The following is a 24527-nucleotide window of genomic DNA, read 5'->3' as shown; positions in this document are numbered from 1 at the left end:
TAAGTACATGTACATATAATAAGACATATTTTATAATTAGTCAATTTAAGAATTAAAATCAAAATCTTTACCTAGTTTAATATATTCTCTAATACGGCTCATGAGGTTTTGAAAATATGTTAAATTATGCCACGTCATTAGCATAGAGCCAAGTATTTCACCGATTCTAACTAAGTGATGCAGATAAGCTTTACTATAGTTTTTACAAGCAGGACATAGGCAATCATGCTCAAGCGGCTCGTTATCATCGGCATATTTGCTATTGCGGATATTTACCGTACCGTATTTGGTAAAAGCCTGACCATTGCGACCTGAGCGTGTCGGGATTACGCAGTCAAACATATCTATACCCCTGCTAACCGCACCGATAATATCAGCAGGCTTACCGACTCCCATTAAGTAACGCGGCTTATTTTGCGGCAGAAAATCGGGAGCATAGTCAAGTACTTTAAACATAAGCTCCTGCCCCTCGCCTACCGCAAGCCCGCCTATAGCATAGCCCTCAAAATCGAGTTCTACTAAATCCTTAGCCGATTGCTCACGTAATTCTTCGTAAATACTACCTTGAATAATACCGAATTGTGCGTAGCCTTCCCGCTTAACAAAAGCATTACGCGATCTCTTCGCCCATCTAGTCGTTAATTGCATAGAAGTTTTAGCTTCTTCAAAGATTGAAGGGTAAGGTGTACATTCATCAAAAGCCATAGTAATCGTACTACCGAGCAGATATTGTATTTCGGTAGAACGCTCAGGAGTTAACATATATTTATCGCCGTTAATATGAGAGCTGAAACTTACTCCCTCTTCGGTTATCTTGCGTAACTTCGATAACGACATTACCTGAAAACCGCCGGAATCGGTTAATATAGGCTTATCCCAATTCATGAATTTATGCAGACCGCCAAGACGTGCTATACGTTCGGCAGTCGGCTGCAGCATTAAGTGATACGTATTGCCAAGCAGTATATCCGCCCCCGTTTCAGCTACTGATTCAGGTAGCATTGCCTTAACGGTTCCTCTAGTCCCGACCGGCATAAAGGCAGGAGTGCGAATCTCACCGTGTGCGGTTGTGATAATACCGCTTCTAGCTTTTTTATTCTGATGATGAATATTAAAAGAAAATTTTGACACTGATAACCACTTATTTTTAAAAGCAATATCTTAGCATACTATAATTTATCCTGGAATATAAAAATTAAGGCTAAAAACAGGTATCACCTAAAAGCAGCTGATATCGTCATTGCGAGCAGCTGTACGCCTTGTTGCATGGCTCGAAAAACCTGTGCCTTTCCAAAAGTCAATTGAGAACATTATTGTTTTGACAGCATTGCCTAAAAAGAATTGCTTTGTATTGGAGCTTAACGCTTTGATGTCATTCCTAACTAAAAGCGACTTTGTTGCACGGATCTTATGTTATTCCCACGGAAGCAATGATGATTTTTTCAACTCTAAATAATTATATTTATAGGTGAACTAAATTTATAAAACTATAATTATTACAATCAATAGTCATTGACTTATTTTAATTACTTCTATAAATTACTTCTCTTAAATGATAACTAAACTCTGTCATTCATGATATAATCTAATTTTTTAAGAGTTAAAATATGGAAAATAAAGAAGAAGAAACTTTAACCTCTGAGTTAATAATAGATGAAGAGGAGGAAAAGCGTTTAAAAGCTCAAAATGCAAGGAAAGAGCTTAAGTTAATATCAATAACATTTGCTATTATTCTTACTAGTTTTTTAACTTTTTGTTATTTCTTTTTTAACTATATAGAAGAAAAAGCAGCAGAGTATAAATTACAGCAAGAACAAGAAGCAAAAGTAAATAATAAAACAGAATGACGTTGTTTAAATACAATATAACCAAAAGTTATTAATCTATTTAAAGTTAAAATTATTTGTTATTGCAATTTTTTAACTTTCGCTTTAATTGTAATCAACTATTATTAACATAAATAAAATAACTTTTATGGAAGATATAAGCTCTTGGAAAGAAAAGTTTGAAACTTGCATTTACGCTAAAAAGCTGATTGATAAACTCGAATATTTAAACACTAAAGTAAAAAATCCTGTTGATATAGAGGAAGTCCAAAAAGGTATCTACTACGCCCGTAAATATCACGGCTCGCAAATGCGTCAATCGGGTGATCCTTACTACTCTCACCCAATTGAGGTAACGATTATGCTTGCGGAGTTTGTGGCAGACGAAGCTCCTAAGCTTTTTACTTCTAATATGATAAATGCTGCTCTATTTCACGATACTATTGAGGATACAGAGCTTACTGAAAAGATGATCATCGAAATTTTTGGTAAAGAAATAGCAAAACATATAGAAGGTTTAACTAGAATTAAACCTCACGGAAAAATCAGTGTCGAGGAAAGCTTAAACCTATTAATTAAGCAAAAAAGATATGATACCGCATTTATAAAATTATTTGATCGTATTCATAATGTACAAACATTAGCAGCTAAATCACCTGAAAAGGCTAAAAAAATTATTGAAGAGACTTTAAGAAATTTTGTACCTTTATCTATTTATTTAAAAATAAAGATCCCTACAATATTTTTAGATATACAAATAGATATTCAAAAAAAATTTCTTTTAGGTTTAAGGATACTGATTCACTTCTTTCTCCAATCTTTGAAAGTGATTTATACCCCCAATATATCCAATCCCCGTAGGAATAATAATCGCTATTAACCCCCATGTCCATGATTCAAAATAATTAATTAAATACACTAAACAAAAAGAAGTAACTACATACATTAAAGCATGTGATAAATACCAAACTAGAACAAGTAAAACGTTTAAAAATTGGAAAATGAATAAGAAATATTGGAAGTGCTGGAGTATCACCAAACCCAAAAACAATCACAAAAGATTGTATAATAAATAATTGAAATGGTGTAACTAGCCGGATTACTGTAAATAGTATTATATAATAGATAAAAAAGGAAAAGAGAAAAAATTAGCGTTCTTACTTTAATAACTTTTAATGGATGAATTTTATAAGAAGCATACGCAAATATGAAAAGAGCAAATAGTTTTACTAAGGATACATAAAAATTATGTTGAATGACCTCATGACTAGTATATCCAAAAGAATCCTTAAGTATATTACTACAGTGAACAAACACGAAATAAAAACACGCAGGCCATGCACAATAAATAAGGAATAAAGCTAATACTGTTTTTATATTAAGTTTTTCGTTAATAAGCTGGTTTTCCTTAAATAACTATTTCTTTCTTCAAGAATTTTTTTTTAAACGACGTTTTGCATCCGCAAAATCTGGAGTTTCACGAAGTGCTGTTCTTGCAACTGCTCCTATTAACCCTATTATAAGACCAAACCAACAAGCTAACCGCCAATTAAACCCGTAAGAAGTAAACAGCCAAGATATTGCTAAGGCTACACTGCCCCCTAGTGTAGACCCCATTGCTATTGTACATACTACTGGATATCTTATTGGCGGTTCAGTTATTTCTGTTAGATAAAGAGAGGCTCCTACCACTCACCTACTGATGAAATCCCTTGTATTTCACAACATATAGTTAATAAATATGCTGCTGTTACTCCTATTTGGGAAAATGGTGCAAGGTTAGCAATAATAAAACATGAAAGTGCCATCAACATAGTAGTAATAATAATTGTAGACTTCCGCCCTATATTGTCACCAATCCACCCAAATATTACAGCTCCAATAGGTCTAAAAGCTAAAGTTGAGCAAAAAGTAAGAGCTGAAAAAATTGCTGCTGTATATGGATCAGACTTTGGGAAAAAAGCTCATTTAGTACTACCGACATATGAACATAAAGCATTAGATCAAAATATTCAAGGAATGTACCTATTGATAGTAACCTACCGCTTGCTTTTGTTCTCTTGTTAAGCTTCTCTGTTCTTTTTCATAGCCTCGCATAAATTCTTTACAAAAAATTAAATTGTAAAGAAACTTATACTGTTTTATATAAAAGTCAATAGGGAATTTCACTTTACACGATAAATAAGAAAATGAAGTGCAACTTAATATATTTCGTGGATTGATAGAAAAAAGCTATAATATATTGCGATGTTTTTTATAGTTATAATATATAGATTTAACTGTATTCCCCAGCAAATAGTAACGTTAAAAGCAAGAAACAAACTAATATTAGTACTTTAAAATTTACTTTATTTATTAGCACAATAAATATGTGATAAATAAACTAATTGAAAGAAAAAAATAAGTAATATACAGTAATGGTTCATTTTTAGATTGAAAAGCAAAAAAATCTATACTATCTTTGGTAGTTATAATTAAATATATTGAAAATATGCTTTTTCAATCACTAAATTTATACTCTATCTTAGTTGCAGGTCTTACAGCTACCGTTATCGTTTTTATGCGTCAGTTATCTTATTACAAACAGCAAATTATTAATAAGGATTTAAAAAATAATACCTGCATATTTTGATAAAAAAATGTTATATAAAATTCTTAATAATAACTGCGACAAATATTCTGCTCTTGAAATGATGAGCAATTAAGCGAATTATTTAGAGATTCTTTAAACTATTTTATTAATGCTTTTATATCAAAATCCGATAAATCAGTTGCAGCAAATAAAGCGTTTAGTATACAAGATGAACATAACAATACTCACAAATTATATGCGTTTTTAGAGAAAAATAAAATATCGGACAAAACACATCAAATGCTTATATATGTCAAAGTACCTTATATAATGACCAAAGACGACGAAGAAAGCTTAAACACTTTCATACACTTGGCTAAGATAATGTAGATTTCCCAAAAATAAAATCAGAACCTCAAATAACAAATTTAAGAGTGAGCTTAACGAAGCGTATAAGTGAATCTTACAAAATTCGGCATCAAGAGCTTAGATTCTGTGCACTTTTGATTAATGATTATAATTATGAGATATTTTTAAGCGAAAATTAATAAGATTTTTGAAGGAATAGTTATTCATATTTCAAAAAAATCTGATAATTTGCAGCTAAAAAGAGCCATAATTATGATTATTCTATTAAAAGTACACAGAACCTAATATTGAAACTATATTTTTAAGTAAGATAGAGTTATTTAAAGCTCGGTTTAGAGTTACCTAAACCGAGAAATAAATTACTACTTACCTCAAAGTGGATATGTAACATTTTTTAAGAATTTTCTTTTAATATAAGTACATACTAAAAATATCAGTACGGTACTTGGAACATAGCGAATTATCGTAGGTAAATATCTTATTAAGGTCTTAGTTGAGACTAAGTCAGTAAACGGCGTACTTATGCTCTCTACTAACTCTCTACTTTTTGATCTTAAACAATCTAAAGTACGATATCTATTTTTGTATTTTAAATAACATCTAACAGATTCAATAACCATAGAAGATATAATAGAAATTATTCCGCTTTGCATAAGAAAATAAAATTCCGTACTATCCGAACAATAACAATAATTAGCAATAATTATTAAAACTAAACCTAGAATATTTAAAAAATAGACAAATGGTTTGCCATAAGATTTCTCTTCTTGCTTAATGCTACTTTTTAATAATTCATATATTAGAGATTTTAAAATAAAGAAAACCGAATCCAGAATAGATTCGGTTGAATTTTAGAGAGTTTTTACTTACTACCGAATGAAGAAACAATTTTATTAATTAATGATTCAATATTAATTGCTGATTGAGTATATCTTATCTCTTCATTAGCCGCTAAATTTTCATCGTCATTACCCGGTACAATTGAAATATATTTACCTCCAAGTAACCCGCTGGTGACTACTTGGGCTTTAGAATCTTTAGGTATTTTAACATCATCATTAATATTTAGATATACACTTGCATAAAAGCTATTTGGATCTAAAGTAATTTTCTTTACACTACCGATTTTTATACCTGAGATCATTACGTCGTTTCCGACTGCTATACCCTCTGCACTCTGAAAATTAGCAGTTATCTGATAACCTTTTGAGCTAGTTATAGAACTACCTGTTTTGTAGGCAAAAATCAAAAACAGCAAAGCAATAATTAATACTACAAAGCCGATAATTGTTTCAATAATATTCTGTTTCATTGTTTTTTATATTATACTCCTGATAAATGAAGAATTGGTATACGAAGATCAACTTCAAAAAGAGCAAGGAGTTTATAAGTCAAGGAACGGAGCGTATACTAATACGTGAGTACCGCAGATCTTATAAAACGACGACGCCAATTTTTGAAGTTGATCGAGTATACTAGTTAATTATGGCTGCCATCTATTATATTTAAGATTTGATATCTTAGATGATTTTTTAGTTATTATATTATTCTTTTGCCATGGAAAAAGCTGGATATTTTTCGGTATCTCATTTACTAAATGATGCAACCAAGCGTGCCAACTCGGCGGAATTTTTGTAGGTTCATTTACATTTTTATAAATAACAAACCTCCTTGGACGCCCTAAATAATCAATATTACGGCTTTCATAATATTGATTCAAAAACTCATCTTCTCCTACTTTTTTGTGAAAAAAAGTAATAAAAAACTTATCTATCCACGACATTTTAAAATTTCTATAGCAGTTTCTTTTCCTTGCACTGCAAGTTTATCGGCAGCAATATTACCGCTATTATTTGCATGACCTTTTACCCATTTCCAAATAATAGTATGTTTACTTAATTCTGCGTATAATTTTTGCCATAAATCGGCATTTTTAACGGGTTCATTGTTGCTTTTACACCAATTATTTTTTATCCAATTATGAATCCAAGCGGTAATTCCTTGTTGCAAATATTTACTATCAGTATAAATCTCAACATTACAAGATTTTTTCAAAATCCTTAATGCTTCAAGTGCTGCCGTAATCTCCATACGATTATTAGTCGTATCTAACTCATGCCCAAATATTTCTTTGCTAGTATCATTAAATTGAAGCAAAGCTCCCCATCCTCCGGGACCTGGATTACCCGCACATGCACCATCAGTATATATCACTACTTTTGAATCCATAATATGCATTAACTAGGTTTAGAAGAATTACGAAACTTATCTAACATTATAACATTTGGATTTGAAGATGATGAAGTCTGATAACTTTTATTATTACTTATTTCCTCTTCATGTTGAGGATTTTCTTGTATATTTAACGACTGATTAAAAGTTAGACTGTAATTATTATTGGAATCAACAAAGCTAATAAGTGCATCAAAAGGTACGTAAATTATTTCTTTAACACCGTCAAAACTTACCGTTAAAGAAAAGCCCGTATCATTTACTATTAAATTTTCAAACTGATATTGCAGTACTATTGTTATCTGTTTTGGATATGCCTGTTTAACTTTTGAAGGTAAAATTACCGCAGGGTTATCGGTTCTGTACGATATGTATATTAACTGATCCCAATATAAATTTTCATGCTGAATTTTTGTTAGAATTTTTTTCACAAATTCTAGCATATATTCATTCACAAATTTTTTATATTCAATATTCATACGAGAAAAATAAATAAAAATATGTCGACGAAGTTTAATTTGAACAGTTTACGTCATTGCGAGGAAAAACTGTAAGTTTTGACGAAACAATCTCAGGAGTCCTACTTTATGAGATTGCCACGCTCTCTACGTTCGCTCGCAATGACGATATCAACCGTTTTTAGGAACACCAATTTTTCAAATTAAACGAGTATACTCTTCTGATTTCAAGAATTGCTCTTTCATTTTATCAAGGATTCGCATCCTCACCCATTAAGTTATAGGCTGCGGGTGCTCACCTCTCAAAATAAAATTCAATTCTTGAAATCATTTGAGTATATACGTGAGGGTTTTTCTGTTGCCCGGCAAACCCTCCAGCCGCGTAGGGTTAAGCTGCTAAAGCTAAACGACCTACAGAACGATTATTATCGTTTGCGTTTCTTTGTTTTGACCCATATGGCAAAAGCCATCGGCGGAATCATCCCGAGTAAAAGCAATCTTTTTATTAGGCACGTCGATCCTATTTCGCCCCCAAGATTTTGATGTTATTCTTATATGGGAGCGTTGTTGCATGGCTTGCTTATGTCATTCCCGCGTAGGCGGGGATGACATCGAGTAGGTTTTTCGATCCATACAACAATAATCCGCCCTATGCGGGAATAACATTCTTATGTATTGGTGGAGGCGTCGGGTACTGCCCCCGAGTCCGCAACCTCTATTCTAAATTACGTTTATTACTATAGCTATATCAGCACCAAACATTATGCCTTAATTTGATCAAAATGTAAAGGTCAAATAAGAATTCTAGATTTATATTAAAAATGGACTTATAATAAATGTTTAGAATTCTAAATTAAAAACTTAATTATGCTACCAAATCTTGGAATTATCGCCGGCAGAGGTTCATTACCTTACTTAATAGCAGGTAATTATACAAAGCAAGGCGGTAATTGCTATATAGCGGCAATTAAAGACGAAGCTGATATAGATCAAATTAAGGATTTTGAATATAAGATTTTAAAAATCGGTATGGTAGGGGAAGCTATAAAATATTTTAAGGAGCATGAGGTAAAAAATATTATTTTTATCGGCGGAGTTAATAGACCGAATTTTAAAAATTTAGCCGTAGATAAAATAGGCGGTTTATTGCTTTTCAAAATAGTTGGGCAAAAAATTCGAGGAGATGATAGTTTGCTAAAAACAGTAGCGGATTTTTTTGAAAGTTACGGTTTCAAGGTAATATCAAGTAATGAAATATATAAAAATCAACAAGGTAACTCCAATATTATAACCGATACTCACCCTACAAGTTCAGATAAAAATGATATTGAGCTTGGAATAAAATTATTGAATCATCTAAGTTCATTCGACATCGCACAATCGGTTATAGTTGAAAGTAGCTACATACTTGGTATAGAGGCTGCCGAAGGTACGGATAATTTAATAGCGAGATGTGCAGATTTACGTAAAAATCCTTATGGAGGAGTATTAGTAAAAATACCGAAATTAGGTCAAGATAATAGACTAGATATGCCGACGATCGGTCCTAATACTATAAAGAATCTTGCTAAATATAATTACAAAGGAGTAGCGATTCAGAAAAATAACGTAATTATAGTCGAAGAAGAATTAACTATAAAACTCGCTAATGAACATAAAATTTTTATAACAAAATGTTAGCAATAGGTATTACCGGTAGCTATGCATCGGGCAAAACTTTTATTTTGGATTATTTAGTAGAAAAAGGATATAAAACTTTTTGTGCCGATAGATGCATAAAAGAATTATATCAAGATTTGAACGTGCAAACTCGGATTCTAAAGTTATTACCTGAACTTGAGTATTTCAATATTGGGAAAATCAGTAATTTAATTTACAATAACGACCTAGCTAGAGAAAAAATACAAAATTTTATTTACCCCTTACTAATAGATAAACTCATTTTATTTAAAAAAGAAAACGCTAATTCCAAATTTGGCTTTGCCGAAATACCGCTGCTTTATGAAGCTAAATTTGATAAATATTTTGATTTTGTCGTAACAATATACTGCTCTGAAGAAATAAGAATGCAAAGAGCAATAACGAGATCTTTATTTAATATAGAAATTTATAATAAAATCAAAGAAATTCAGCTATCACAAGAGAGCAAAATAGCAAAAACAGATTTTACTATAAATAGCGGCGTTGATATGTTAGACTTGGAAAAACAAATAGCGAAGCTAATAAAGAATTTGGAAGTAAGATAATTCTCGTCATTGCGAGGAAATGTGGCCTTGTTGCATGAAACGAAAAACGCATTCGCTGTCACCCCGTGGCTTGACCATGGTATCCAGAAAAATAACTTGATAATACTAATAATTTTATTATTAGTAACTGGCCCCCGTGGTCAAGCCACGGGGTGACAGCGGTGAAATCGGTCTACACAACAACACCCGCTCGCAATGACGATTTTAAAGACTAATAAAGGATTTGGAATGTCGAGTTTAAGAGAAATAATTTTAGATGCCGAAACTACGGGGCTTGACCCACGACAAGGTCATCGAATCGTTGAGATCGGTGCTATTGAGATGGTAAATAAGGTATTAACAGGAAGGAATTTTCATTTTTATATTAATCCTGAGCGAGATATGCCGTTTGAAGCTTATAGAATTCATGGTATATCCGGTGAGTTTTTAAAGGATAAGCCTCTATTTCATACAATAGCCGATGATTTTTTAGAGTTTATTGCAGATAGCAAACTTATTATTCATAATGCTCCTTTCGATATTAAATTTCTAAATCACGAATTATCATTATTAAAGAGAGCCGACATTAAACTCTTGGAACTAGCAAATACTATTGATACTTTAGTAATGGCTAGAAGTATGTTTCCAGGCTCAAAATATAATCTTGATGCATTATGTAAAAGATTTAAAGTTGATAATTCAAGTAGGCAGCTTCACGGAGCTTTGAAAGATGCAGCATTACTTGCAGAAGTATATGTAGAGCTAATGGGCGGTAGACAATCCGCTTTTAAAATGGTTGATAAATCTGCCGGAATAAATAATTTAGCAACTAATCAAGTAAATAACAAAACAGAGCAAGCTACTATTGTTATTAAACCTACAAAAGAAGAGCTGCAAAAACATAAAGAGTTCATAAATAAGATTTTAATACCGACTTAATTATGATACTGGTGTCATGCCGTGGCTTGACCACGGGATCCAGTTTTTTTATTTTTATGGATGCCGTGATCAAGCCACGGCATGACACCACAGGCTTTTTTAACAATCCCCTTAAAACTTATCTATGAAAACAAATTTTCTTGTACTTATAACCTTTACAATACTTATCTCTTTAGGCTTTTGGCAGCTTAGTCGTTTAAAAGAAAAGAAATTATTTTTAGCTTCAATGCAAGCTAACCTAACCTCACCTGCAATTAATTTAGCAGAAATTCAAGACGGTTTACCTTATCACAAAGTAAAAATTACCGGTCAATTTTTGCCTAATAAAGACATATATTTATATGGTAGAAGGTCAAGGTCGAGTGAAAAAGATGGATATTATTTAGTTACTCCTTTTAAAACCATAGAAGATAAAGTTATTTTAGTAGTACGAGGTTGGTTCAGTAATCGCAATAAAAATATTATCACGCAAGCTACAAACGACCAGCAGCACGAGATTATCGGTGTTACCATGCCATCAGAAAAAACTCGTAGCTACTTACCTGCTAACGATATAAAAAATAATGTGTGGCTAACGCTAGATTTAAAAGAAGCATCTAAAGTGTTAGGCTTAGATCTTGAGAATTTTTATATTATTGCGGAAGGAAAAGATATTAGCAATCTAGATATTTTATTACTGCTTTCAATAAATCATTTAGCAGCAATCAGAAATGACCATTTAGAATACGCCCTAACTTGGTTTGGACTTGCTATTTCCTTAATCGTAATATATGTGATTTATCGGCGTCGTTATATGGCTGTGGATGTCATCCCGCGACTTGATCGCGGGATCCAGCAAAATAATTAAAAAGACTGGACCCCGTGGTCAAGCCACGGGGTGACAGTAGAAAATCGATACATAAATGAGCGATCTACAACAACAAGCATCTGATCCTAATTACTCCGTTTGGGTATCAGCATCTGCTGGTACCGGTAAAACCAAAATCCTAACCGATCGATTTTTACGTCTGTTAATAACGGGCGTAGAACCTTCAAATATTTTATGCCTTACTTTTACTAATACTGCAGCTATAGAGATGCAAGCAAGGATTAATAGCAGACTTAAATATCTTTCTCTTTGCAACGCCGAGAAACTAGAAGAAGAACTTTTCTTAATGAGCGGCAATAAGCCGTCACCGCAAGAAACAGAAAACGCAAAAACTTTATATGATAAAATACTAAATAGTAATGAGCCTTTAAATATCTATACAATTCATGCTTTTTGTCAAAAAATTCTTAAAACTTTTCCTGTAGAAGCAGACATAACACCGGAGTTTAAGGTTCTTGAAGAAACTAAATTACAAGATATCTTCCTAAATATCAGAAATGAAATTTACTTAAGCGACGAGTATAATGACTTAATTAAAATTTTACTTAACCGCTTCCATGAAATAACACTACAAGATATTTTTACTGAAATAATTGAGCAGAAAATTAAATTCAAAAAGTTATTTATAAATACTCAAATTCCAAAAGAGATTTATAATAAAAGATTAGCGTTAGGGAAATTAAATAATATTTACGATAAGGTAAAAAACTTATTTGCAGAATATGATTTGGAGATAGAACCGAAAGAAATTTTTTTTACCAAAGACGGGAAAAAACGAAAAAGCCTTTTATCGAAAGAATTAATAAGGAAATATCCTAAATTATTACTAGAGCTAGAAAAAATTACCTCTGAAATTTACCGATTAGATGAGCTGCGTCGCATAGAAGAGCTAGAATATCATACGAACTTACTTACTAAACTTGCTCATATTATTTTAAAAAAATACGATTCATATAAGGAAGAAAATAATTTACTCGATTACGACGATTTAATTTACTACACCGAGAAATTACTAAATAATAAAACTACTCATGAGTGGTTGCTGCATAAGCTTGAAAGCGAGATAAATCATATTCTTGTCGATGAAGCACAAGATACAAGCCCCCTGCAATGGAATATTATTACTACTTTAATAATAGAATTTAATGCAGCAGATAAACCACAAAATGTCATACCGTGGCTTGACCACGGTATCCAGGAAAAAATAAAAAAAGACTGGATCCCGCTACAAGCTCGCGGTATGACAATTTTCATAGTAGGCGATGATAAGCAATCGATCTTTAGCTTTCAAGGAGCTGATCTTCATAATTTCAGCTTAGTAAATGAAACATTAAAAGCCAATCTCACAAATGCTAATAAGAAATTCAAAAATATTACCCTTGAATATTCATATAGATCATGTGCAGAAATTTTACAGTTTACTCATAATGTTTTAAAAAATATAAAATCCAATTACCCTAATTTATTCCTTTCGGATAATCCTTTAATATCCTCATTCCGTACACATCAAGGCATCGTAACGGTTTGGCCCTTAGTAACAAGTGAAAAACAAGAAGAGCTTTTTTGGGCATTACCCGAAGATTATGAAAATTCTAAATCTGCTGCCGATTTACTCATAGAAAAAATCGTAAATTTTATAAAAGAACAAATAGAAAGCGAAGAAATTTTACCGTCTACCGCAAACAGAATATCTGAACAAGATTTTATGATATTAGTAAGAAAGAGAGATGAGTTTAGTAATAATCTGATTAAAGAACTTAGCAAAGCTAAGCTTAAAGTTGAAATAAGCGATAGAATTAATCTTAAAGAAAACCTAACTATAATGGATTTAATGTCCGTGGCTAAATTTGTTTTATTACCTGACGATGATTTAAACCTTGCCGGTTTACTAAAATCGCCGATTATCGGCATGAACGAGCAACAATTATACGAACTTCTTGTAAATAAAAACGATAATAGTTTATGGGATAATCTATCTGCTTATGAAGAAATATATGCTAAGTTAAATTCCCTAATTGAAATTTATAAAATATCTACTGTTGAGAATTTCTTTGATTTAGCGGTGAATAATTTAAATTTACGAGAGAATCTTAATGCTTATAACGGTGATGATAGCAATAATATAATAAATGAGCTATTAACATTAAGCAAAAACTATGTGAATGATATAGATAATTCTTTGCAAGGATTTGTTGCTTGGTTTGAGAATAACGATATCTATATCAAACATGATATGGAGCATTCAGACAAAATAAGAGTAATGACCGTACACGGCTCTAAAGGACTTGAAGCTCCTATCGTTATATTATGCGATTCTACTACTTTGCCGGTGAGTAGCAATAAATTTATTTGGGACGATAAAGGTGAAATGTTTTTTTCTGCTAATGCTGCTGACACTCCTAGGTTTTTACAAGAGCTGAAAGAAGCTGAAAAATTAAAAGATTTGCAAGAATATATAAGACTACTCTATGTTGCAATGACAAGAGCTAAAGACCAGCTAATTATATGCGGTTTTAGTAATAAAGCTGCTATTCCTGAAAATTGTTGGTATGAAATAACCAAGAAAACTTTCAAGTAATAATTGCTTAATTAAATATAATATGCTATTAAGACGCACTTATAATTTAAAATAGCGTCTTATGTTGAAGATTTTAGAAAATTCTTTTGAAAATAAAGCAAGAATTAAAATAGAAAGATTTAAGCAATTACCGCCTTTACATGCAGCTACTGCAGAAGGTAATATTTCTGATATAAGAATATATTTACATAGAAAATGTGACGTAAACAAGCAAGATATTAACGGTAAAACCCCTCTGCATCATGTTTATGAAAAAGTTAATAATACAAATACTGCTTCAACCTCATGGCATTGATAAGAATATTCAAGATAATAAAAATTATATCCCTGCAGATTATAGCGCTGAATTTGAAAATACAGTAGATAAGCTCGGAGAAGTCATAGAATAAGAGTAGCTTAACAAATAACCCATTTATCTAAAATTGTTAAAAAAGGAGAAGAAAAATAAATTTTTAGCAAAAATTAATAAGATTTTTGAAAGAATAGTTAATCCTATTTCAAAAAAACTTATTAATTTTCCTGCACAAAACCTAGAATTATTTTATACTTTCTAAATATAATGAACGCTGCTCTATTCTCTTTATCTCATCTACCATTACCTGTTCTTCTAGCCTTTGTTTAAACTTAGAGCTCAGTTTTTCTAAATCTTTATTTTTCTTAGAAATCGGTAATATTTTAGATAATAATTTATTATTTTTGTTGAACATGCGGTTACTCCCGATTGATTAAACTTAAATTGTTCAAGTTTCAACCACCGAAGATTTTAACCTCGGGTGGTTGGGGCGTTAGAAGAACCGTCACAGAACAGTTATAATAGCTTTTAGGTTTAAATTAAAGTTTGTACTTTAAACCCTGAACATAGCTAAAATCATCCCAACCATGACAAAGTTGAGGAGCATAAAGTTGAGGAGCATTTTTAAATGGATAATGCTAACCATCTGTGATAAAGGACTTCTACACCCCGGAATAACGTTACCTCTATTCTTACGGAAGATTTTAATAAATTTTTTAAAAAAGTCAATTAGCTATTGTCAGAGGACGGCTGCATGGATCAATTTTAACGCTGTAATCCCGCTACTTGATCACGGGATCCTGTTTAAAATACTAAAATTATTAACACTTTAGATTGTTTTTTGGATACCGTGGTCAAGCCACGGTATGACACCGAATGCGTTTTCCAATCCACGCAACAATGCCTCGCGGGAATGATATCGAGTAGTTTTTTTGTTCCATGCAACAAAGCCGCTTACTCCGAACTAGTATTAAATAACTGCACTAAATGTATATAAATATCCAGTGTTTCAATTTCCTCCTTAGTAAATTTATAAGGGGATTTTACACAAATAAGTTTTTTGGCGTTTTGCTTCTTTATTTGGTCAGGCGGTAAATATATATAATCTATGTTCTTCTGGATCCTGAGACTCCTTATTAGCATGCAGCATTGTTATATCTTTTTTTGTTTCATCTAAAAAAGATGTAGCAACTTCTGCTAACTTGTCTTTAAATAAACTACTTAACTCTTGATCACTTTCTAGCTCTTCCTGCGAAATTACTCTTATATCATCTAATTTAAAATAAGATTTGATATTTTCTAAAAAAGAATTAGCATAATTCTCAGTTCTAGGACTTTTAAGGTTTTTATTCAAATGATTATATCTAGATAAAATTGAATAATACTTAAACTTTTTTCTCTTAAGGTTTTTTTATACCTTGTTATTTTAGAAATAACGACTACAACAAGAACAATACTTATTAACAGAGGATATAAGATATTTAACTGATCAAACATTATTAATTTCACAGAATTTAGTTGATACTACATAATAGTAGTAACATTTATTTAAATTTCAACTTAAATATTTTTTATTTCAATTTAACTCCTATATCTTAAATTTAAATCATTTATATTTAGATATTGTCATAAGAAAATTAATAAGATTTTTATTGAAACCGCTACTTCTAAAATAGATAGCATAATAATTTATGCATTATGATTATGATAATAATCATGCCCTAATAAATCAGATTTAGGAATACCACAATTATATTCATATGAACCTAAATAAGCTTGTAATTCATGAACATTTTGTTCTATTTTTTCATAATTATATTTATATGAGTTTTGGAATTTTTCAACTAATTTACTTTTATTAACAACTTTTTTATAAGCATCTTCTTTAAAAAACCCGTCCTTTTGTTCTTCACTATGAAAGTAATCCTTAAATTCACTATGTTTTTTCGGTAAATTAGAGATAAATTCTGCAAATTTTTCTAATTGAATATTGGTAATTAGAGTAAATACCAAACCTATATTTTCTTTATATTGGTTAACTCTTGAAATTTCATGCTCTATATGTATCTTTTTGTTCAATTTCAATAACATTATTAGATAAAATAACTAAATCTTTTTTATTAACCTCTTGCTTTTCAGACTCCTTTAGTTTTATATTCAGTATTTCCTCTTCTAATTCCTTTTCTGTAAATAATTTTTTAAATGCAGCAAGCCATGGACCAAAAGCTTTACTTTCTAACTTTTTAAAATATTCTTTTAACTTCATAACTAATTTCCTTGTTTATATTTTCTTAGTTTAATTTATAGTAAGTACTAGTTGAAAGTAATCAAGTTATAAAGCTAAGAAAAATTAATACTTTTGTAAAAATTATATGTAGCGTAACAATTGAAAAACAGTTTTAAAATACTTAAAATAATTTGACTATTTTAGAAAATTTTAATAAAATCTATTAATAAACTCAATCGATACTACAAAATATGAAAACAGCTTTTATCTTCCCCGGTCAGGGGTCGCAATTGACCGGCATGGGAAAGGATTTTTACGATAATTTTAAACCCGCCAAAGAAACCTTTCAAATCGTTGATGAAGTACTAAACCGGAAACTCACTGATATAATTTTTAATGGACCTTCTGAAGAACTTACCTTAACCACTAACACACAACCGGCATTAATGGCGGTATCTATGGCAATAATAAATATTATCAAAGCTGAAACCGATAAAAGTTTGGATAGTCTTTGCGATTATGCTGCCGGTCATTCTCTAGGCGAATATAGTGCTTTATGTAGCACCGAAAGTATTAGTATTGAGACAGCAGCAAAACTACTTCATATACGTAGTACATCTATGCAGGAAGCATGTCCTGAAGGTGAGGGAAGCATGGCAGCTTGTATCAATATTCCGCTTCAAACACTTGCAGAAATATTAGAAGATACAAACAAAATAAATTTATGCCAAATTGCCAACGATAACATCGAAGGACAAATAGTTATTAGCGGCAAGACTACAGCTATAGATCATGCTATTAGTATAATTAAAGATTTAGGTTATAAAGCGATAAAGCTGAAAGTCAGTGCTCCATTTCATTGTAGCTTAATGAAGTTGGCAGAAGAAAAAATGCGAGTAGCTCTTGATAAAGCTGTAATTAATAAGCCTCTGATACCGGTAATCCAAAATTATACCGCAAAACCTACTCTAGATCCTACAGAAATCAAACAAAATTTAATTCTTCAGATATGCGGGCGAGTTAGATGGCGTGAAACTTTAGAACTCTTTAATATTTTAGATATAACTCATATAGTAGAAATAGGTGCCGGAAGCGTACTCACAAATATGCTCCGAAAAATTAATTATCCATATAAGTTAAGTAATATAAGTAATTTAGAAGAACTACAGAATTTTTTAGATAACGTTAGCAAATAACTGTCTCTAATAACTTCTGACTTATAAAGTTTTTAAATTAACTTAATATTATTATATGAAAATTAGTTTTAGTTTTTTTAAGCAATTGCTAAAATTATTAACTAGTGATTGGCGAAGCTATTTAAATGACAGAATAACAGAGCTGAAAAATTTAGCTTTATTAGACGGTAATAATACATTTTTAAGAGAAGAATGTTATAGAAAAATTGCTTTGAAAGATGCATTAAAGGAGGTGAATATCCATGGTATGTTGCTCCTTTTAATAAAATAGATCATACAAGTTTACTACTTACCAATATTTATATATTAGAGCTTGATTATCTAAATTAAAATACGGTAAAAGCAGTAAAAAATATGCTGCAAAATAACTTCAAAGATATATATAATCCGGAAATTTATATTATTGCTAATTATGAAGAACCTATAATTAAAAACTATACAATAACAGATAAAATAGCTAAAGGTAAAATTATTACATTTGAGGATTTAAATATGAAGAACACACGAATGAAGAGTTAAAATATATAGGTGATATAGTAAATGATATTAGAAAACTAGATAGTGAGCTAGTAGCAGAACTATCAAAGATTATCAATTTTATTTTATAGATTCTTTTATTACTCAGTGTACAATTATTTTTATGGCTACACACTTTGAAGATCTACAAAATTTTCATCAGAATTTAGATAAAATCAACTTTATAGTACCATTACAAAAATATAATCCAAAATGCCAACCAAAAGACTATAAAAGTTTTGTCAATATTGAAGCAATAACTTGGAATAGATTTTTAGTTAAATATCAGAAATTATTTGATAATCTTAGCGAAGAACATTCAGAAATACTATTTAGCATTTGTAGCGATAATGAGGATTTTGTAAAATCATTGCTTTCAGACTCCATCTCTCTTGATTTAGAAAAGCAAACTAAAACCATAACCTATGTGATGGATAAATATAAAGGCGATACTGATTCTTGTCATATAACTCGGCTTTTTAATATTTGCAATAATGCAACAAAGCTTAAAATAGTAAAATTACTAATCTTAAATTCTATCTCTCTCGATTTAGAAAAACGAATTGAAATTTTAAAATATGTGACAGATAAATTTGAAGATAACACGGATTCTATTTGTCATATAACCACCCAACTTTTTAATATTTGTAAAAATACGACAAAGCCTGAAGTTATAAATATTTTATTGATTATTTAGAACCTTGGAAAGGATTACCTATTTTTTGGTGTTATAATGATATGCTTCCTATAGGTGAAGTTTCTTCAAAACTACCTAGCCATGATTATGAATAATATTTAAATCAATAATAAAAATTCTAAAATAATTCTAGAAATTTTATAATTTAGATGCTATAAAGTTAAGCCATGACCGGAGAGATGGCCGAGTGGCCGAAGGCGGCGGTTTGCTAAACCGTTATACGGGTCATACCGTATCGAGGGTTCGAATCCCTCTCTCTCCGCCAATCTGGACAGTAAGCCAATTCTTGTAGTTTATTGAACGGGAAAGCCAAGGAGTAATCAAGGTTCCCGCCTTTCAAATTTAGGTTCGCAAATACAAATTATCGCCTTATTTCCTTTATTTAACAAATATTTTAGCTATTAATACAAACCTACTAATTATGTTCTATGCTATTCATATGTTAGTTTACGCTAGACTTTTCTCTAATATTTTCTGTTACTTATACGTTATTTTCTGCAAATTTCACCAATTTTAGCCATTTTTTTCTAAAAATATGTACGCTACATAAACGAGGGGCTATTTCTCATAAAATAAGGAATTTGGGAAACTTTTTGCAAAAATTTTTTTTAAGAGAATTAATTGTTTATACCAAAATTTTTCAGTTTTTGTGTATAAAAATTTTACCTATTACCGGAATTGAGTGAGGATTTAAATAAAGCTCAAGGGTTGGGTCGGAAATCTAAAGGTTTAAAAATTCCAACGTTTCTTCTTTATTACTACAGTCTGTGCTGCCATTATTACACATGGTACATCCTAATTTTACTTTATCATTTGCTACTAAATCTTTTAATTTTGTCACTTCTTCTAAGGTAGCAAATTTTATATCACTTATGTTGCGAAAACCATCTATTACTTCATTAAATATATTATTTACTCCTTGCGAAACTGTCCTTCTTATATCATTTATATCTTCATTAGTACGCCAAGAAACATAAGGTAAACTACTATCATATTTGTGAAACAAACCCCAACACCAACCTTGTACCCCTTCTGTATTTCCAGGAGTTATAATATAGCTACTCCATTATTAAATATGTTATATGCATCTATATCCTCCTTATTAAGACCATACTACCTTTTGAGAGTATAAGCTATAATTACTCCAGTCCAATTAGATTTACATGTAAAATGTCTTTTCATACCTTACCTTTTTAAATTTTATTAAAAACTTTAACTATTTAAGATTAGATAATATCATCTTCGTCGCCCATTAATTTAATTAAGTCTGGATAGGTTTGCTCATATTGAGCTATAAGCTCAAGTGTTTCTGTTTTATCATAAGATGATCATTTAACTTTATCACTTTCTACTAAATCTCTTAATCCTTTTATTTCTTGTAAGGTAGCATAATGAATACTAACATTTTCACCATCTTTTGTTGCATACCATTGATTGTGAGCATCGCATGAAAGAAAGGGCATTTAATATATTAACATTTATGGGTTCTAAATCTAGTTTTACAAAGAAATTTCTTGTTAATCGGAATTGTGGAGTTTCGGTGATAGGTACGTATGATAATCCAAAAGATTCATTATTAAATATACAAAATGGCTCTGTTTTCTTTTGAAAACTACTGTCAGGAATAAAACCAAAAATTTTTATTGTATAGTGTTGATTTATATAATTCATATCATTTATAAATAATTTTTGTTCTTTCATTTTTTACCTCTTACAATAGTTAAATTCTATTTATTAAAGCTCTCTATTATTTTCTTTAATCCTTAATATATTCATAAATTCCCTAAATCAACCCTAACTCATTTATTCATACTTTTAATTAAATTTCTATTATATTCTTAAAACTCCTTATTATGATTCTGTCTATAAGCTCATTTTTAACAAAATATTAAGATTTATAGAATTTAATAAGGATATGAAAGAATTAATAGAATTTCTAGAAAGAAGTGGATTAAAGGAGGAAGCCGATAATTTAAGAAAGGGTGGCACAACTCTTGATCTTTCTGCTAACAACATAGGCGATGCTGGAGCAAGGGAAATCGCTAAAGCACTTAAAGCTAATAACTCTTTATATGGCTTAATCTTGATAACAACAACATAGATAAGGCAACGTTGGACACGATTAACGGATATCTGCAAAGAAATAAAACTATAACCGAGAAAAAAGCAGAAAGCTTAAATGCAGAGGGTAATAATTTATGCAGTCAATAAAAGTATAATGAAGCTATAGAAAAATATAAAGCAGCAATAAAAATTACAAAAGAATCTTTACGTACAGAAAACAAATTATTTGAAGAAAATAAAATAAATGCAGAAAAGAAATATGAAGAACAGCAGCAGAGCCTAAAGCTTGAAGAGCTAAAATATAATCAACTAATTTTAGCAATAAAAGAAAGTAAGGAAGAAGAAGCAAAGAGTTTAGTCCAAAATTTAAATGCGACTACGCTTAACAAGATAGACGATAACGGCGAAACGGCTTTAACTTATGCTGCTAAGTAAAGGCTTAAGTAAAGTATGCATGCAACTAATCCCTCAAATGAGCGATCCGACTATTAATACTATTACCAAAACTTATGGAACTACAGCCTTAACTTGTGCTGCATGGAAATGCTTAGGCGAGGTATGATACAACTAATTTCAAGAATGCCGGATCAAGCTATTAATCATATAACCAATGGCAGCGATACAGCATTAACCTTAGCTGTATGGAACGGCTTAGAAAAGGTAAGTGAGTTATTAATACCTAGAATGACTATTCAAGCTATTCATCATGTTAATAATAAAGGTGAAACAGTATGAGGAAGAAGATATTTACCAAATAATAGGCAAGATAATTTTTAACTTACAAAATAGTACTAATATTGATGAGAAGCTTATTTTAGCCGGATTAATAAGTGTAGGATATAATGTATTTAAACTAAATATTTGGAGCTGGTACTAATGCATAAAAAGGTTTAATGAAAGCCTGAATCAAGACTAATCTAAACTGGTTAAGGGTTCGCATAACGTACCCCGCCAGTCTAGACAGTTAACCAATTCTTGTAGTGCTATCTAAGTATAATCTTTATCACCAAGCATATTATAGATTTCCGGCATATATTTATGTTTCAGCCAAATCTCAAGATTACCGATAATATAAAGGTTATTTTTAGCTCTGCTAATACCGACGTTTAGCACATTCGGTTTATCGGTCATAACATTTCTTACTCCCCAATCTTCAGGATGTTGAGCCCCTAGTACCATAATAACCGTATCTGCTTCTTTCCCCTGAAAAGCGTGAATAGTACCAATATTATTACTACAAAAATTACTAACTTTATTTTCTATTTTAAGTTTACGGGCTTCTTGTTCTAAACTAAATTTTATATAAGAGCTATAATTTTTATACATAGTTATTATATAGATTTGATTTAATAATTGAATACAATTATCTTGTTCAAAAATTGATTTTAATAGTTTAAACAATTCTTTAAATTTGGCTTCTGATTCATATTGAGATTTTTTAGTATGATCATCTTGAATATCAATCCATCTTGATTTTTTTAGAATTGTTCTAAGATAAGAATCAGATTTAGGGGCAGCAAAAATCATTTTATTGTCATAAGCACTCTATTGCATATATCAAACATTGGGCTTTGACATCTTCTAGCACCAATAAAGGAAAACCCACGGAAATATTACCGTATCTTGTTTGATATAAAGAATTATGATCCGCTAGGTGTTGTACCGAGACTTCGGAAGGTGACCATGTTGAGTAATCTACTTTAAGTTTTTGACAAAGCTTATCTATTAATGCTTGACCTAAAATTGATATAGGAGCCGTTTGCATTGGGTCACCGACTACTATAACATTTTTTGATTTATAAATAGCACTTGCCGCATATTGCGGCGGAGTTTGTCCTGCTTCATCAATAATAAACCAAGCTAGGTCATTATGGCTAAAATGTTTAAACATATTATCAAATGAATAAAAAGTTGTTGAGACAACCGGTACAATCATAAAAAAGTTTTGCCACACGGCTTTCCACATATCCGGTTCTATGTTACTAAATTTTCCATTCATTATTCCAGAAAATAAACTTAAACTATCCCAAAAATTACGAGCATTAGCATTTATAAATATTTCGTGTAGTTTAGTTGCTTGAATAAATAATTTTGACCGTAATTTTTCTACTTCTTGATTACAATAAGGTGTAATTTTATGAAATGCGTCATAATCGGTAGAATAATTTTGCTCAAAATCATTATCGTTAAAGATTGTAACAGCAAAATTTTTGGAGGTTAAAAACTCCATACTAACAAATAAGGATTCTTCTATTTTTGTAAGCTTTTCTATATCGAGCTTTAATTGCTTGGATTTATCTTGAAGCTTTTTAATATCGCTTTTGTTTTTTTCTTTTAACTCTAATTGTTCATTTTTTAACCGAATTAAACGTAAGTTATCTTGAATAAAACTATTATATCTCTTTGTTTTAAAAACCCTAATGATAATGAACCAATTTCGTAATCAAATTCTTGGATTTTAGAATCAATATATTTTAATGTTGATTCTAAATTTTTTATTTCTTCTACATATTCATCTAAAATAGCTAACAAATCTTTATTTGGATAATCTTTTAATAAATCACTTTTTTGTTTATTAAGAGTAATAACTTTTTCTATTGTATCGTTAACGTTTAAGACGTCTTGATATAATTTATTAAAATATAACCATTCTTTTTGCCATTCTTCTTTAGTATCTATATATGAGTTACAGAGTTACAATATTTAGGCATTAAATACTTTAAGCTATGAGCTTCAGATTTACCTTTTAGTAAATTTAAATATTGAAACATTGTTTTATATTTGTAGCCTTCCTGTTCTTTAGGAAATTCAGGTTTCCAAAATTTTTCCATAAAACTTTGATGATTAGCACTTCTTCCAAGTACTGCCGTAAATATTCCCCAGTTTGTATTTCTATCCGTATCGTTTACTAACCAATCAAAAAATTTTAACTCTTCATGATAAATTTTATCTATCTTTGCATAAAGAGGTAACTCTTTGGAAATGTTTTCAACTGCATTATTGTTAGAAGAAGCTATAACAATCTCATGATTTTTAAGAGAAGGGACAAGAGCTTTTATTTTATATTCAAATCCTGAAACTTTAAAGCAATGTTGATCGTCACTAAATCCTTCATCGGGAGTTTTTAATTTAGCAAGGTTTAATGCTCTTTTGACATAAATATTTGCTATTATGTCAAATAGTAAAGTAGTGTACCGGTTCCGGGTGGACCGTTAACTGCAAAAATATGCTCTGTATTTTCTATTTTTTGTAGTATTGTATTAATAGCAGCGGTTTGTAAAGCAGCTAAACAATTTTTTGGTGATGAAGGCCATCTAGCAAACTACATTTTAGAAGGTTCAAGTAATTCTTTTAATAATAACAACTCACTCAAAACATCTTTTATATCAGGTTTATCATCAGCTCCAAGATATTATAGTAATTGGAGAATTTGCAGTAAATTTATCAATATTATTGCGTATTAAATCA

35 protein-coding genes, 1 tRNA gene, 1 other RNA gene and 1 pseudogene are annotated in these 24527 nt (G+C 30.6%); 19 read left to right on the top strand and 19 right to left on the bottom strand.

The window, feature by feature from the left end; translation table 11 throughout:
• Positions 1-45 precede the first annotated feature (45 nt).
• A complete protein-coding gene (gene tgt, locus D6968_RS02475; protein WP_121543181.1) occupies positions 46-1131 on the bottom strand; it encodes a tRNA guanosine(34) transglycosylase Tgt in 1086 nt (361 codons plus the stop codon).
• Positions 1132-1607: 476 nt separating this feature from the next.
• Here tgt and D6968_RS02470 point away from each other — a divergent pair, with 476 nt between their 5' ends.
• Together D6968_RS02470 and D6968_RS02465 are read left to right on the top strand one after the other, a co-directional pair.
• On the top strand, positions 1608-1847 hold the full coding sequence (locus D6968_RS02470) for an RP671a family tick cell line-upregulated protein (protein ID WP_121543179.1): 240 nt from the start codon (positions 1608-1610) through the stop codon (positions 1845-1847).
• Positions 1848-1974: 127 nt separating this feature from the next.
• A complete protein-coding gene (locus D6968_RS02465) occupies positions 1975-2706 on the top strand; it encodes an HD domain-containing protein (RefSeq protein WP_121543177.1) in 732 nt (243 codons plus the stop codon).
• A 548-nt stretch (positions 2707-3254) separates the two neighbouring features.
• Here the strand turns inward: D6968_RS02465 and D6968_RS06480 are convergent.
• The gene (locus tag D6968_RS06480; protein WP_342767344.1) at positions 3255-3518 is read right to left on the bottom strand and encodes an MFS transporter; all 264 of its coding nucleotides are present in this window, start codon (positions 3516-3518) and stop codon (positions 3255-3257) included.
• Entirely contained in the window at positions 3512-3754 is a 243-nt protein-coding gene (locus D6968_RS06475) for an MFS transporter (RefSeq protein ID WP_342767351.1), read from the bottom strand. The genes D6968_RS06480 and D6968_RS06475 overlap by 7 nt, the downstream gene beginning before the upstream one ends.
• Between D6968_RS06475 and D6968_RS06470 the strand changes: the two genes are divergently transcribed.
• Complete coding sequence (locus tag D6968_RS06470; RefSeq protein WP_342767343.1) at positions 3675-3893, top strand: hypothetical protein; 219 nt, start codon at positions 3675-3677, stop codon at positions 3891-3893. The genes D6968_RS06475 and D6968_RS06470 overlap by 80 nt on opposite strands.
• Positions 3894-4287: 394 nt before the next feature.
• Positions 4288-4788 (top strand): annotated as a pseudogene (locus D6968_RS06465) (hypothetical protein).
• Between the two features lie 350 nt (positions 4789-5138).
• On the opposite strand, the gene D6968_RS02445 reads toward D6968_RS06465, so the two are convergent.
• The 6 genes from D6968_RS02445 to ssrA all read right to left on the bottom strand — a co-directional run bounded on the left by D6968_RS02445 (position 5139) and on the right by ssrA (position 8250).
• Positions 5139-5582 (bottom strand): hypothetical protein, encoded by a 444-nt coding sequence (locus D6968_RS02445; RefSeq protein ID WP_121543175.1) that lies wholly within the window; start codon positions 5580-5582, stop codon positions 5139-5141.
• Positions 5583-5629: 47 nt separating this feature from the next.
• Positions 5630-6079, bottom strand: coding sequence for an outer membrane lipid asymmetry maintenance protein MlaD (gene mlaD / locus D6968_RS02440; RefSeq protein WP_121543173.1), 450 nt, complete (start codon positions 6077-6079; stop codon positions 5630-5632).
• A 171-nt stretch (positions 6080-6250) separates the two neighbouring features.
• Positions 6251-6550 carry an NADH-ubiquinone oxidoreductase subunit NDUFA12 family protein gene (locus D6968_RS02430; RefSeq protein WP_008579707.1) on the bottom strand — a complete coding sequence of 100 codons (300 nt, stop codon included), beginning with the start codon at positions 6548-6550 and terminating at the stop codon, positions 6251-6253.
• Positions 6538-7005 carry a ribonuclease HI gene (gene rnhA / locus D6968_RS02425; protein ID WP_177717224.1) on the bottom strand — a complete coding sequence of 156 codons (468 nt, stop codon included), beginning with the start codon at positions 7003-7005 and terminating at the stop codon, positions 6538-6540. Before rnhA ends, D6968_RS02430 begins: the two co-directional genes overlap by 13 nt.
• Positions 7005-7478, bottom strand: a complete 474-nt coding sequence (locus D6968_RS02420; RefSeq protein ID WP_121543169.1) for an SspB family protein — start codon at positions 7476-7478, stop codon at positions 7005-7007. The genes rnhA and D6968_RS02420 overlap by 1 nt, the downstream gene beginning before the upstream one ends.
• A gap of 323 nt (positions 7479-7801) precedes the next feature.
• Positions 7802-8250, bottom strand: a transfer-messenger RNA (tmRNA) gene (gene ssrA, locus D6968_RS02410).
• 74 nt (positions 8251-8324) lie between these two features.
• Here ssrA and D6968_RS02405 point away from each other — a divergent pair.
• From D6968_RS02405 to D6968_RS02375, 6 genes are all read left to right on the top strand, one after another.
• The gene (locus tag D6968_RS02405; RefSeq protein WP_121543167.1) at positions 8325-9137 is read left to right on the top strand and encodes an LpxI family protein; all 813 of its coding nucleotides are present in this window, start codon (positions 8325-8327) and stop codon (positions 9135-9137) included.
• Positions 9131-9703, top strand: coding sequence for a dephospho-CoA kinase (coaE, locus tag D6968_RS02400; RefSeq protein WP_121543165.1), 573 nt, complete (start codon positions 9131-9133; stop codon positions 9701-9703). Before D6968_RS02405 ends, coaE begins: the two co-directional genes overlap by 7 nt.
• 228 nt (positions 9704-9931) lie before the next feature.
• Positions 9932-10621 carry a DNA polymerase III subunit epsilon gene (gene dnaQ / locus D6968_RS02395; protein WP_121543394.1) on the top strand — a complete coding sequence of 230 codons (690 nt, stop codon included), beginning with the start codon at positions 9932-9934 and terminating at the stop codon, positions 10619-10621.
• A 124-nt stretch (positions 10622-10745) separates the two neighbouring features.
• Positions 10746-11468 (top strand): SURF1 family protein, encoded by a 723-nt coding sequence (locus D6968_RS02385; protein WP_121543161.1) that lies wholly within the window; start codon positions 10746-10748, stop codon positions 11466-11468.
• A 55-nt stretch (positions 11469-11523) separates the two neighbouring features.
• Positions 11524-14067: a UvrD-helicase domain-containing protein gene (locus D6968_RS02380; protein ID WP_121543159.1), complete on the top strand. Its 2544-nt coding sequence runs from the start codon at positions 11524-11526 to the stop codon at positions 14065-14067.
• Positions 14068-14128: 61 nt separating this feature from the next.
• Positions 14129-14362 (top strand): ankyrin repeat domain-containing protein, encoded by a 234-nt coding sequence (locus D6968_RS02375; RefSeq protein WP_121543157.1) that lies wholly within the window; start codon positions 14129-14131, stop codon positions 14360-14362.
• Between the two features lie 241 nt (positions 14363-14603).
• Here the strand turns inward: D6968_RS02375 and D6968_RS05155 are convergent, their stop codons facing one another.
• The 4 genes from D6968_RS05155 to D6968_RS05790 form a co-directional block, all read right to left on the bottom strand.
• Complete coding sequence (locus tag D6968_RS05155) at positions 14604-14774, bottom strand: hypothetical protein (RefSeq protein WP_177717221.1); 171 nt, start codon at positions 14772-14774, stop codon at positions 14604-14606.
• 669 nt (positions 14775-15443) lie between these two features.
• Positions 15444-15713, bottom strand: coding sequence for a hypothetical protein (locus tag D6968_RS02365; protein WP_121543153.1), 270 nt, complete (start codon positions 15711-15713; stop codon positions 15444-15446).
• Positions 15714-16048: 335 nt separating this feature from the next.
• The gene (locus D6968_RS02360) at positions 16049-16438 is read right to left on the bottom strand and encodes a hypothetical protein (RefSeq protein ID WP_245969139.1); all 390 of its coding nucleotides are present in this window, start codon (positions 16436-16438) and stop codon (positions 16049-16051) included.
• On the bottom strand, positions 16410-16625 hold the full coding sequence (locus D6968_RS05790) for a hypothetical protein (RefSeq protein WP_245969137.1): 216 nt from the start codon (positions 16623-16625) through the stop codon (positions 16410-16412). Before D6968_RS05790 ends, D6968_RS02360 begins: the two co-directional genes overlap by 29 nt.
• A gap of 212 nt (positions 16626-16837) precedes the next feature.
• On the opposite strand from D6968_RS05790, the gene fabD reads away from it, so the two are divergent.
• The 5 genes from fabD (at position 16838) to D6968_RS02335 (ending at position 19260) form a co-directional block, all read left to right on the top strand.
• On the top strand, positions 16838-17782 hold the full coding sequence (fabD, locus tag D6968_RS02355) for an ACP S-malonyltransferase (RefSeq protein ID WP_121543151.1): 945 nt from the start codon (positions 16838-16840) through the stop codon (positions 17780-17782).
• A gap of 85 nt (positions 17783-17867) precedes the next feature.
• A complete protein-coding gene (locus tag D6968_RS02350; RefSeq protein WP_245969135.1) occupies positions 17868-18053 on the top strand; it encodes a hypothetical protein in 186 nt (61 codons plus the stop codon).
• 83 nt (positions 18054-18136) lie between these two features.
• The gene (locus D6968_RS05150; RefSeq protein ID WP_177717216.1) at positions 18137-18301 is read left to right on the top strand and encodes a hypothetical protein; all 165 of its coding nucleotides are present in this window, start codon (positions 18137-18139) and stop codon (positions 18299-18301) included.
• Between the two features lie 121 nt (positions 18302-18422).
• The gene (locus D6968_RS05785; protein ID WP_245969133.1) at positions 18423-18995 is read left to right on the top strand and encodes a hypothetical protein; all 573 of its coding nucleotides are present in this window, start codon (positions 18423-18425) and stop codon (positions 18993-18995) included.
• Between the two features lie 173 nt (positions 18996-19168).
• A tRNA-Ser gene (locus D6968_RS02335) sits at positions 19169-19260 on the top strand.
• Positions 19261-19716: 456 nt separating this feature from the next.
• On the opposite strand, the gene D6968_RS02330 is transcribed toward D6968_RS02335, so the two are convergent.
• Complete coding sequence (locus tag D6968_RS02330) at positions 19717-20001, bottom strand: hypothetical protein (RefSeq protein WP_245969131.1); 285 nt, start codon at positions 19999-20001, stop codon at positions 19717-19719.
• A gap of 322 nt (positions 20002-20323) precedes the next feature.
• Entirely contained in the window at positions 20324-20458 is a 135-nt protein-coding gene (locus D6968_RS06255) for a hypothetical protein (RefSeq protein WP_281269440.1), read from the bottom strand.
• 452 nt (positions 20459-20910) lie between these two features.
• Here D6968_RS06255 and D6968_RS02320 point away from each other — a divergent pair, with 452 nt between their 5' ends.
• The 4 genes from D6968_RS02320 (at position 20911) to D6968_RS05135 (ending at position 21936) form a co-directional block, all read left to right on the top strand.
• Complete coding sequence (locus D6968_RS02320) at positions 20911-21096, top strand: leucine-rich repeat domain-containing protein (RefSeq protein ID WP_121543149.1); 186 nt, start codon at positions 20911-20913, stop codon at positions 21094-21096.
• Positions 21097-21480: 384 nt separating this feature from the next.
• The gene (locus tag D6968_RS05780) at positions 21481-21621 is read left to right on the top strand and encodes a hypothetical protein (RefSeq protein ID WP_245969129.1); all 141 of its coding nucleotides are present in this window, start codon (positions 21481-21483) and stop codon (positions 21619-21621) included.
• Positions 21618-21794 carry a hypothetical protein gene (locus D6968_RS05140; protein ID WP_177717213.1) on the top strand — a complete coding sequence of 59 codons (177 nt, stop codon included), beginning with the start codon at positions 21618-21620 and terminating at the stop codon, positions 21792-21794. The genes D6968_RS05780 and D6968_RS05140 overlap by 4 nt, the downstream gene beginning before the upstream one ends.
• Complete coding sequence (locus tag D6968_RS05135) at positions 21766-21936, top strand: hypothetical protein (RefSeq protein WP_177717210.1); 171 nt, start codon at positions 21766-21768, stop codon at positions 21934-21936. Before D6968_RS05140 ends, D6968_RS05135 begins: the two co-directional genes overlap by 29 nt.
• Before the next feature lie 110 nt (positions 21937-22046).
• On the opposite strand, the gene D6968_RS02310 is transcribed toward D6968_RS05135, so the two are convergent.
• From D6968_RS02310 to D6968_RS05125, 4 genes are all read right to left on the bottom strand, one after another.
• Positions 22047-22586, bottom strand: coding sequence for an AAA domain-containing protein (locus D6968_RS02310; protein ID WP_121543147.1), 540 nt, complete (start codon positions 22584-22586; stop codon positions 22047-22049).
• Positions 22587-22593: 7 nt separating this feature from the next.
• Positions 22594-23289, bottom strand: a complete 696-nt coding sequence (locus D6968_RS02305) for a hypothetical protein (RefSeq protein ID WP_342767342.1) — start codon at positions 23287-23289, stop codon at positions 22594-22596.
• Between the two features lie 134 nt (positions 23290-23423).
• Positions 23424-23591: a hypothetical protein gene (locus D6968_RS05130; RefSeq protein WP_177717207.1), complete on the bottom strand. Its 168-nt coding sequence runs from the start codon at positions 23589-23591 to the stop codon at positions 23424-23426.
• A gap of 143 nt (positions 23592-23734) precedes the next feature.
• Positions 23735-23890 carry a hypothetical protein gene (locus tag D6968_RS05125; RefSeq protein ID WP_177717203.1) on the bottom strand — a complete coding sequence of 52 codons (156 nt, stop codon included), beginning with the start codon at positions 23888-23890 and terminating at the stop codon, positions 23735-23737.
• Between the last annotated feature and the right edge of the window lie 637 nt (positions 23891-24527).

The organism is Candidatus Rickettsia colombianensi, from assembly GCF_003664375.1.
Taxonomy (GTDB): domain Bacteria; phylum Pseudomonadota; class Alphaproteobacteria; order Rickettsiales; family Rickettsiaceae; genus Rickettsia; species Rickettsia tamurae.
The sequence above is the reverse complement of the archived record's forward strand: the minus strand, read 5'-3'. Positions and strand labels throughout refer to the sequence as shown.

Excerpts from the sequence above, each read along its gene's own strand:
- D6968_RS02470 (WP_121543179.1), top strand. The coding sequence starts at position 1,608 with ATGGAAAATAAAGAAGAAGAAACTTTAACCTCTGAGTTAATAATAGAT.
- D6968_RS02465 (WP_121543177.1), top strand. The coding sequence starts at position 1,975 with ATGGAAGATATAAGCTCTTGGAAAGAAAAGTTTGAAACTTGCATTTAC.
- mlaD (WP_121543173.1), bottom strand. The coding sequence starts at position 6,079 with ATGAAACAGAATATTATTGAAACAATTATCGGCTTTGTAGTATTAATT.
- D6968_RS02430 (WP_008579707.1), bottom strand. The coding sequence starts at position 6,550 with ATGTCGTGGATAGATAAGTTTTTTATTACTTTTTTTCACAAAAAAGTA.
- rnhA (WP_177717224.1), bottom strand. The coding sequence starts at position 7,005 with ATGCATATTATGGATTCAAAAGTAGTGATATATACTGATGGTGCATGT.
- D6968_RS02420 (WP_121543169.1), bottom strand. The coding sequence starts at position 7,478 with ATGAATATTGAATATAAAAAATTTGTGAATGAATATATGCTAGAATTT.
- D6968_RS02405 (WP_121543167.1), top strand. The coding sequence starts at position 8,325 with ATGCTACCAAATCTTGGAATTATCGCCGGCAGAGGTTCATTACCTTAC.
- coaE (WP_121543165.1), top strand. The coding sequence starts at position 9,131 with ATGTTAGCAATAGGTATTACCGGTAGCTATGCATCGGGCAAAACTTTT.
- dnaQ (WP_121543394.1), top strand. The coding sequence starts at position 9,932 with ATGTCGAGTTTAAGAGAAATAATTTTAGATGCCGAAACTACGGGGCTT.
- D6968_RS02385 (WP_121543161.1), top strand. The coding sequence starts at position 10,746 with ATGAAAACAAATTTTCTTGTACTTATAACCTTTACAATACTTATCTCT.
- D6968_RS02380 (WP_121543159.1), top strand. The coding sequence starts at position 11,524 with ATGAGCGATCTACAACAACAAGCATCTGATCCTAATTACTCCGTTTGG.
- D6968_RS02375 (WP_121543157.1), top strand. The coding sequence starts at position 14,129 with ATGTTGAAGATTTTAGAAAATTCTTTTGAAAATAAAGCAAGAATTAAA.
- D6968_RS05155 (WP_177717221.1), bottom strand. The coding sequence starts at position 14,774 with ATGTTCAACAAAAATAATAAATTATTATCTAAAATATTACCGATTTCT.
- D6968_RS05790 (WP_245969137.1), bottom strand. The coding sequence starts at position 16,625 with ATGAAGTTAAAAGAATATTTTAAAAAGTTAGAAAGTAAAGCTTTTGGT.
- fabD (WP_121543151.1), top strand. The coding sequence starts at position 16,838 with ATGAAAACAGCTTTTATCTTCCCCGGTCAGGGGTCGCAATTGACCGGC.
- D6968_RS05150 (WP_177717216.1), top strand. The coding sequence starts at position 18,137 with ATGCTGCAAAATAACTTCAAAGATATATATAATCCGGAAATTTATATT.
- D6968_RS05785 (WP_245969133.1), top strand. The coding sequence starts at position 18,423 with ATGGCTACACACTTTGAAGATCTACAAAATTTTCATCAGAATTTAGAT.
- D6968_RS06255 (WP_281269440.1), bottom strand. The coding sequence starts at position 20,458 with ATGCCCTTTCTTTCATGCGATGCTCACAATCAATGGTATGCAACAAAA.
- D6968_RS02320 (WP_121543149.1), top strand. The coding sequence starts at position 20,911 with ATGAAAGAATTAATAGAATTTCTAGAAAGAAGTGGATTAAAGGAGGAA.
- D6968_RS05780 (WP_245969129.1), top strand. The coding sequence starts at position 21,481 with ATGCTGCTAAGTAAAGGCTTAAGTAAAGTATGCATGCAACTAATCCCT.
- D6968_RS05140 (WP_177717213.1), top strand. The coding sequence starts at position 21,618 with ATGATACAACTAATTTCAAGAATGCCGGATCAAGCTATTAATCATATA.
- D6968_RS05135 (WP_177717210.1), top strand. The coding sequence starts at position 21,766 with ATGTTAATAATAAAGGTGAAACAGTATGAGGAAGAAGATATTTACCAA.
- D6968_RS02310 (WP_121543147.1), bottom strand. The coding sequence starts at position 22,586 with ATGATTTTTGCTGCCCCTAAATCTGATTCTTATCTTAGAACAATTCTA.
- D6968_RS02305 (WP_342767342.1), bottom strand. The coding sequence starts at position 23,289 with ATGGAGTTTTTAACCTCCAAAAATTTTGCTGTTACAATCTTTAACGAT.
- D6968_RS05125 (WP_177717203.1), bottom strand. The coding sequence starts at position 23,890 with ATGGAAAAATTTTGGAAACCTGAATTTCCTAAAGAACAGGAAGGCTAC.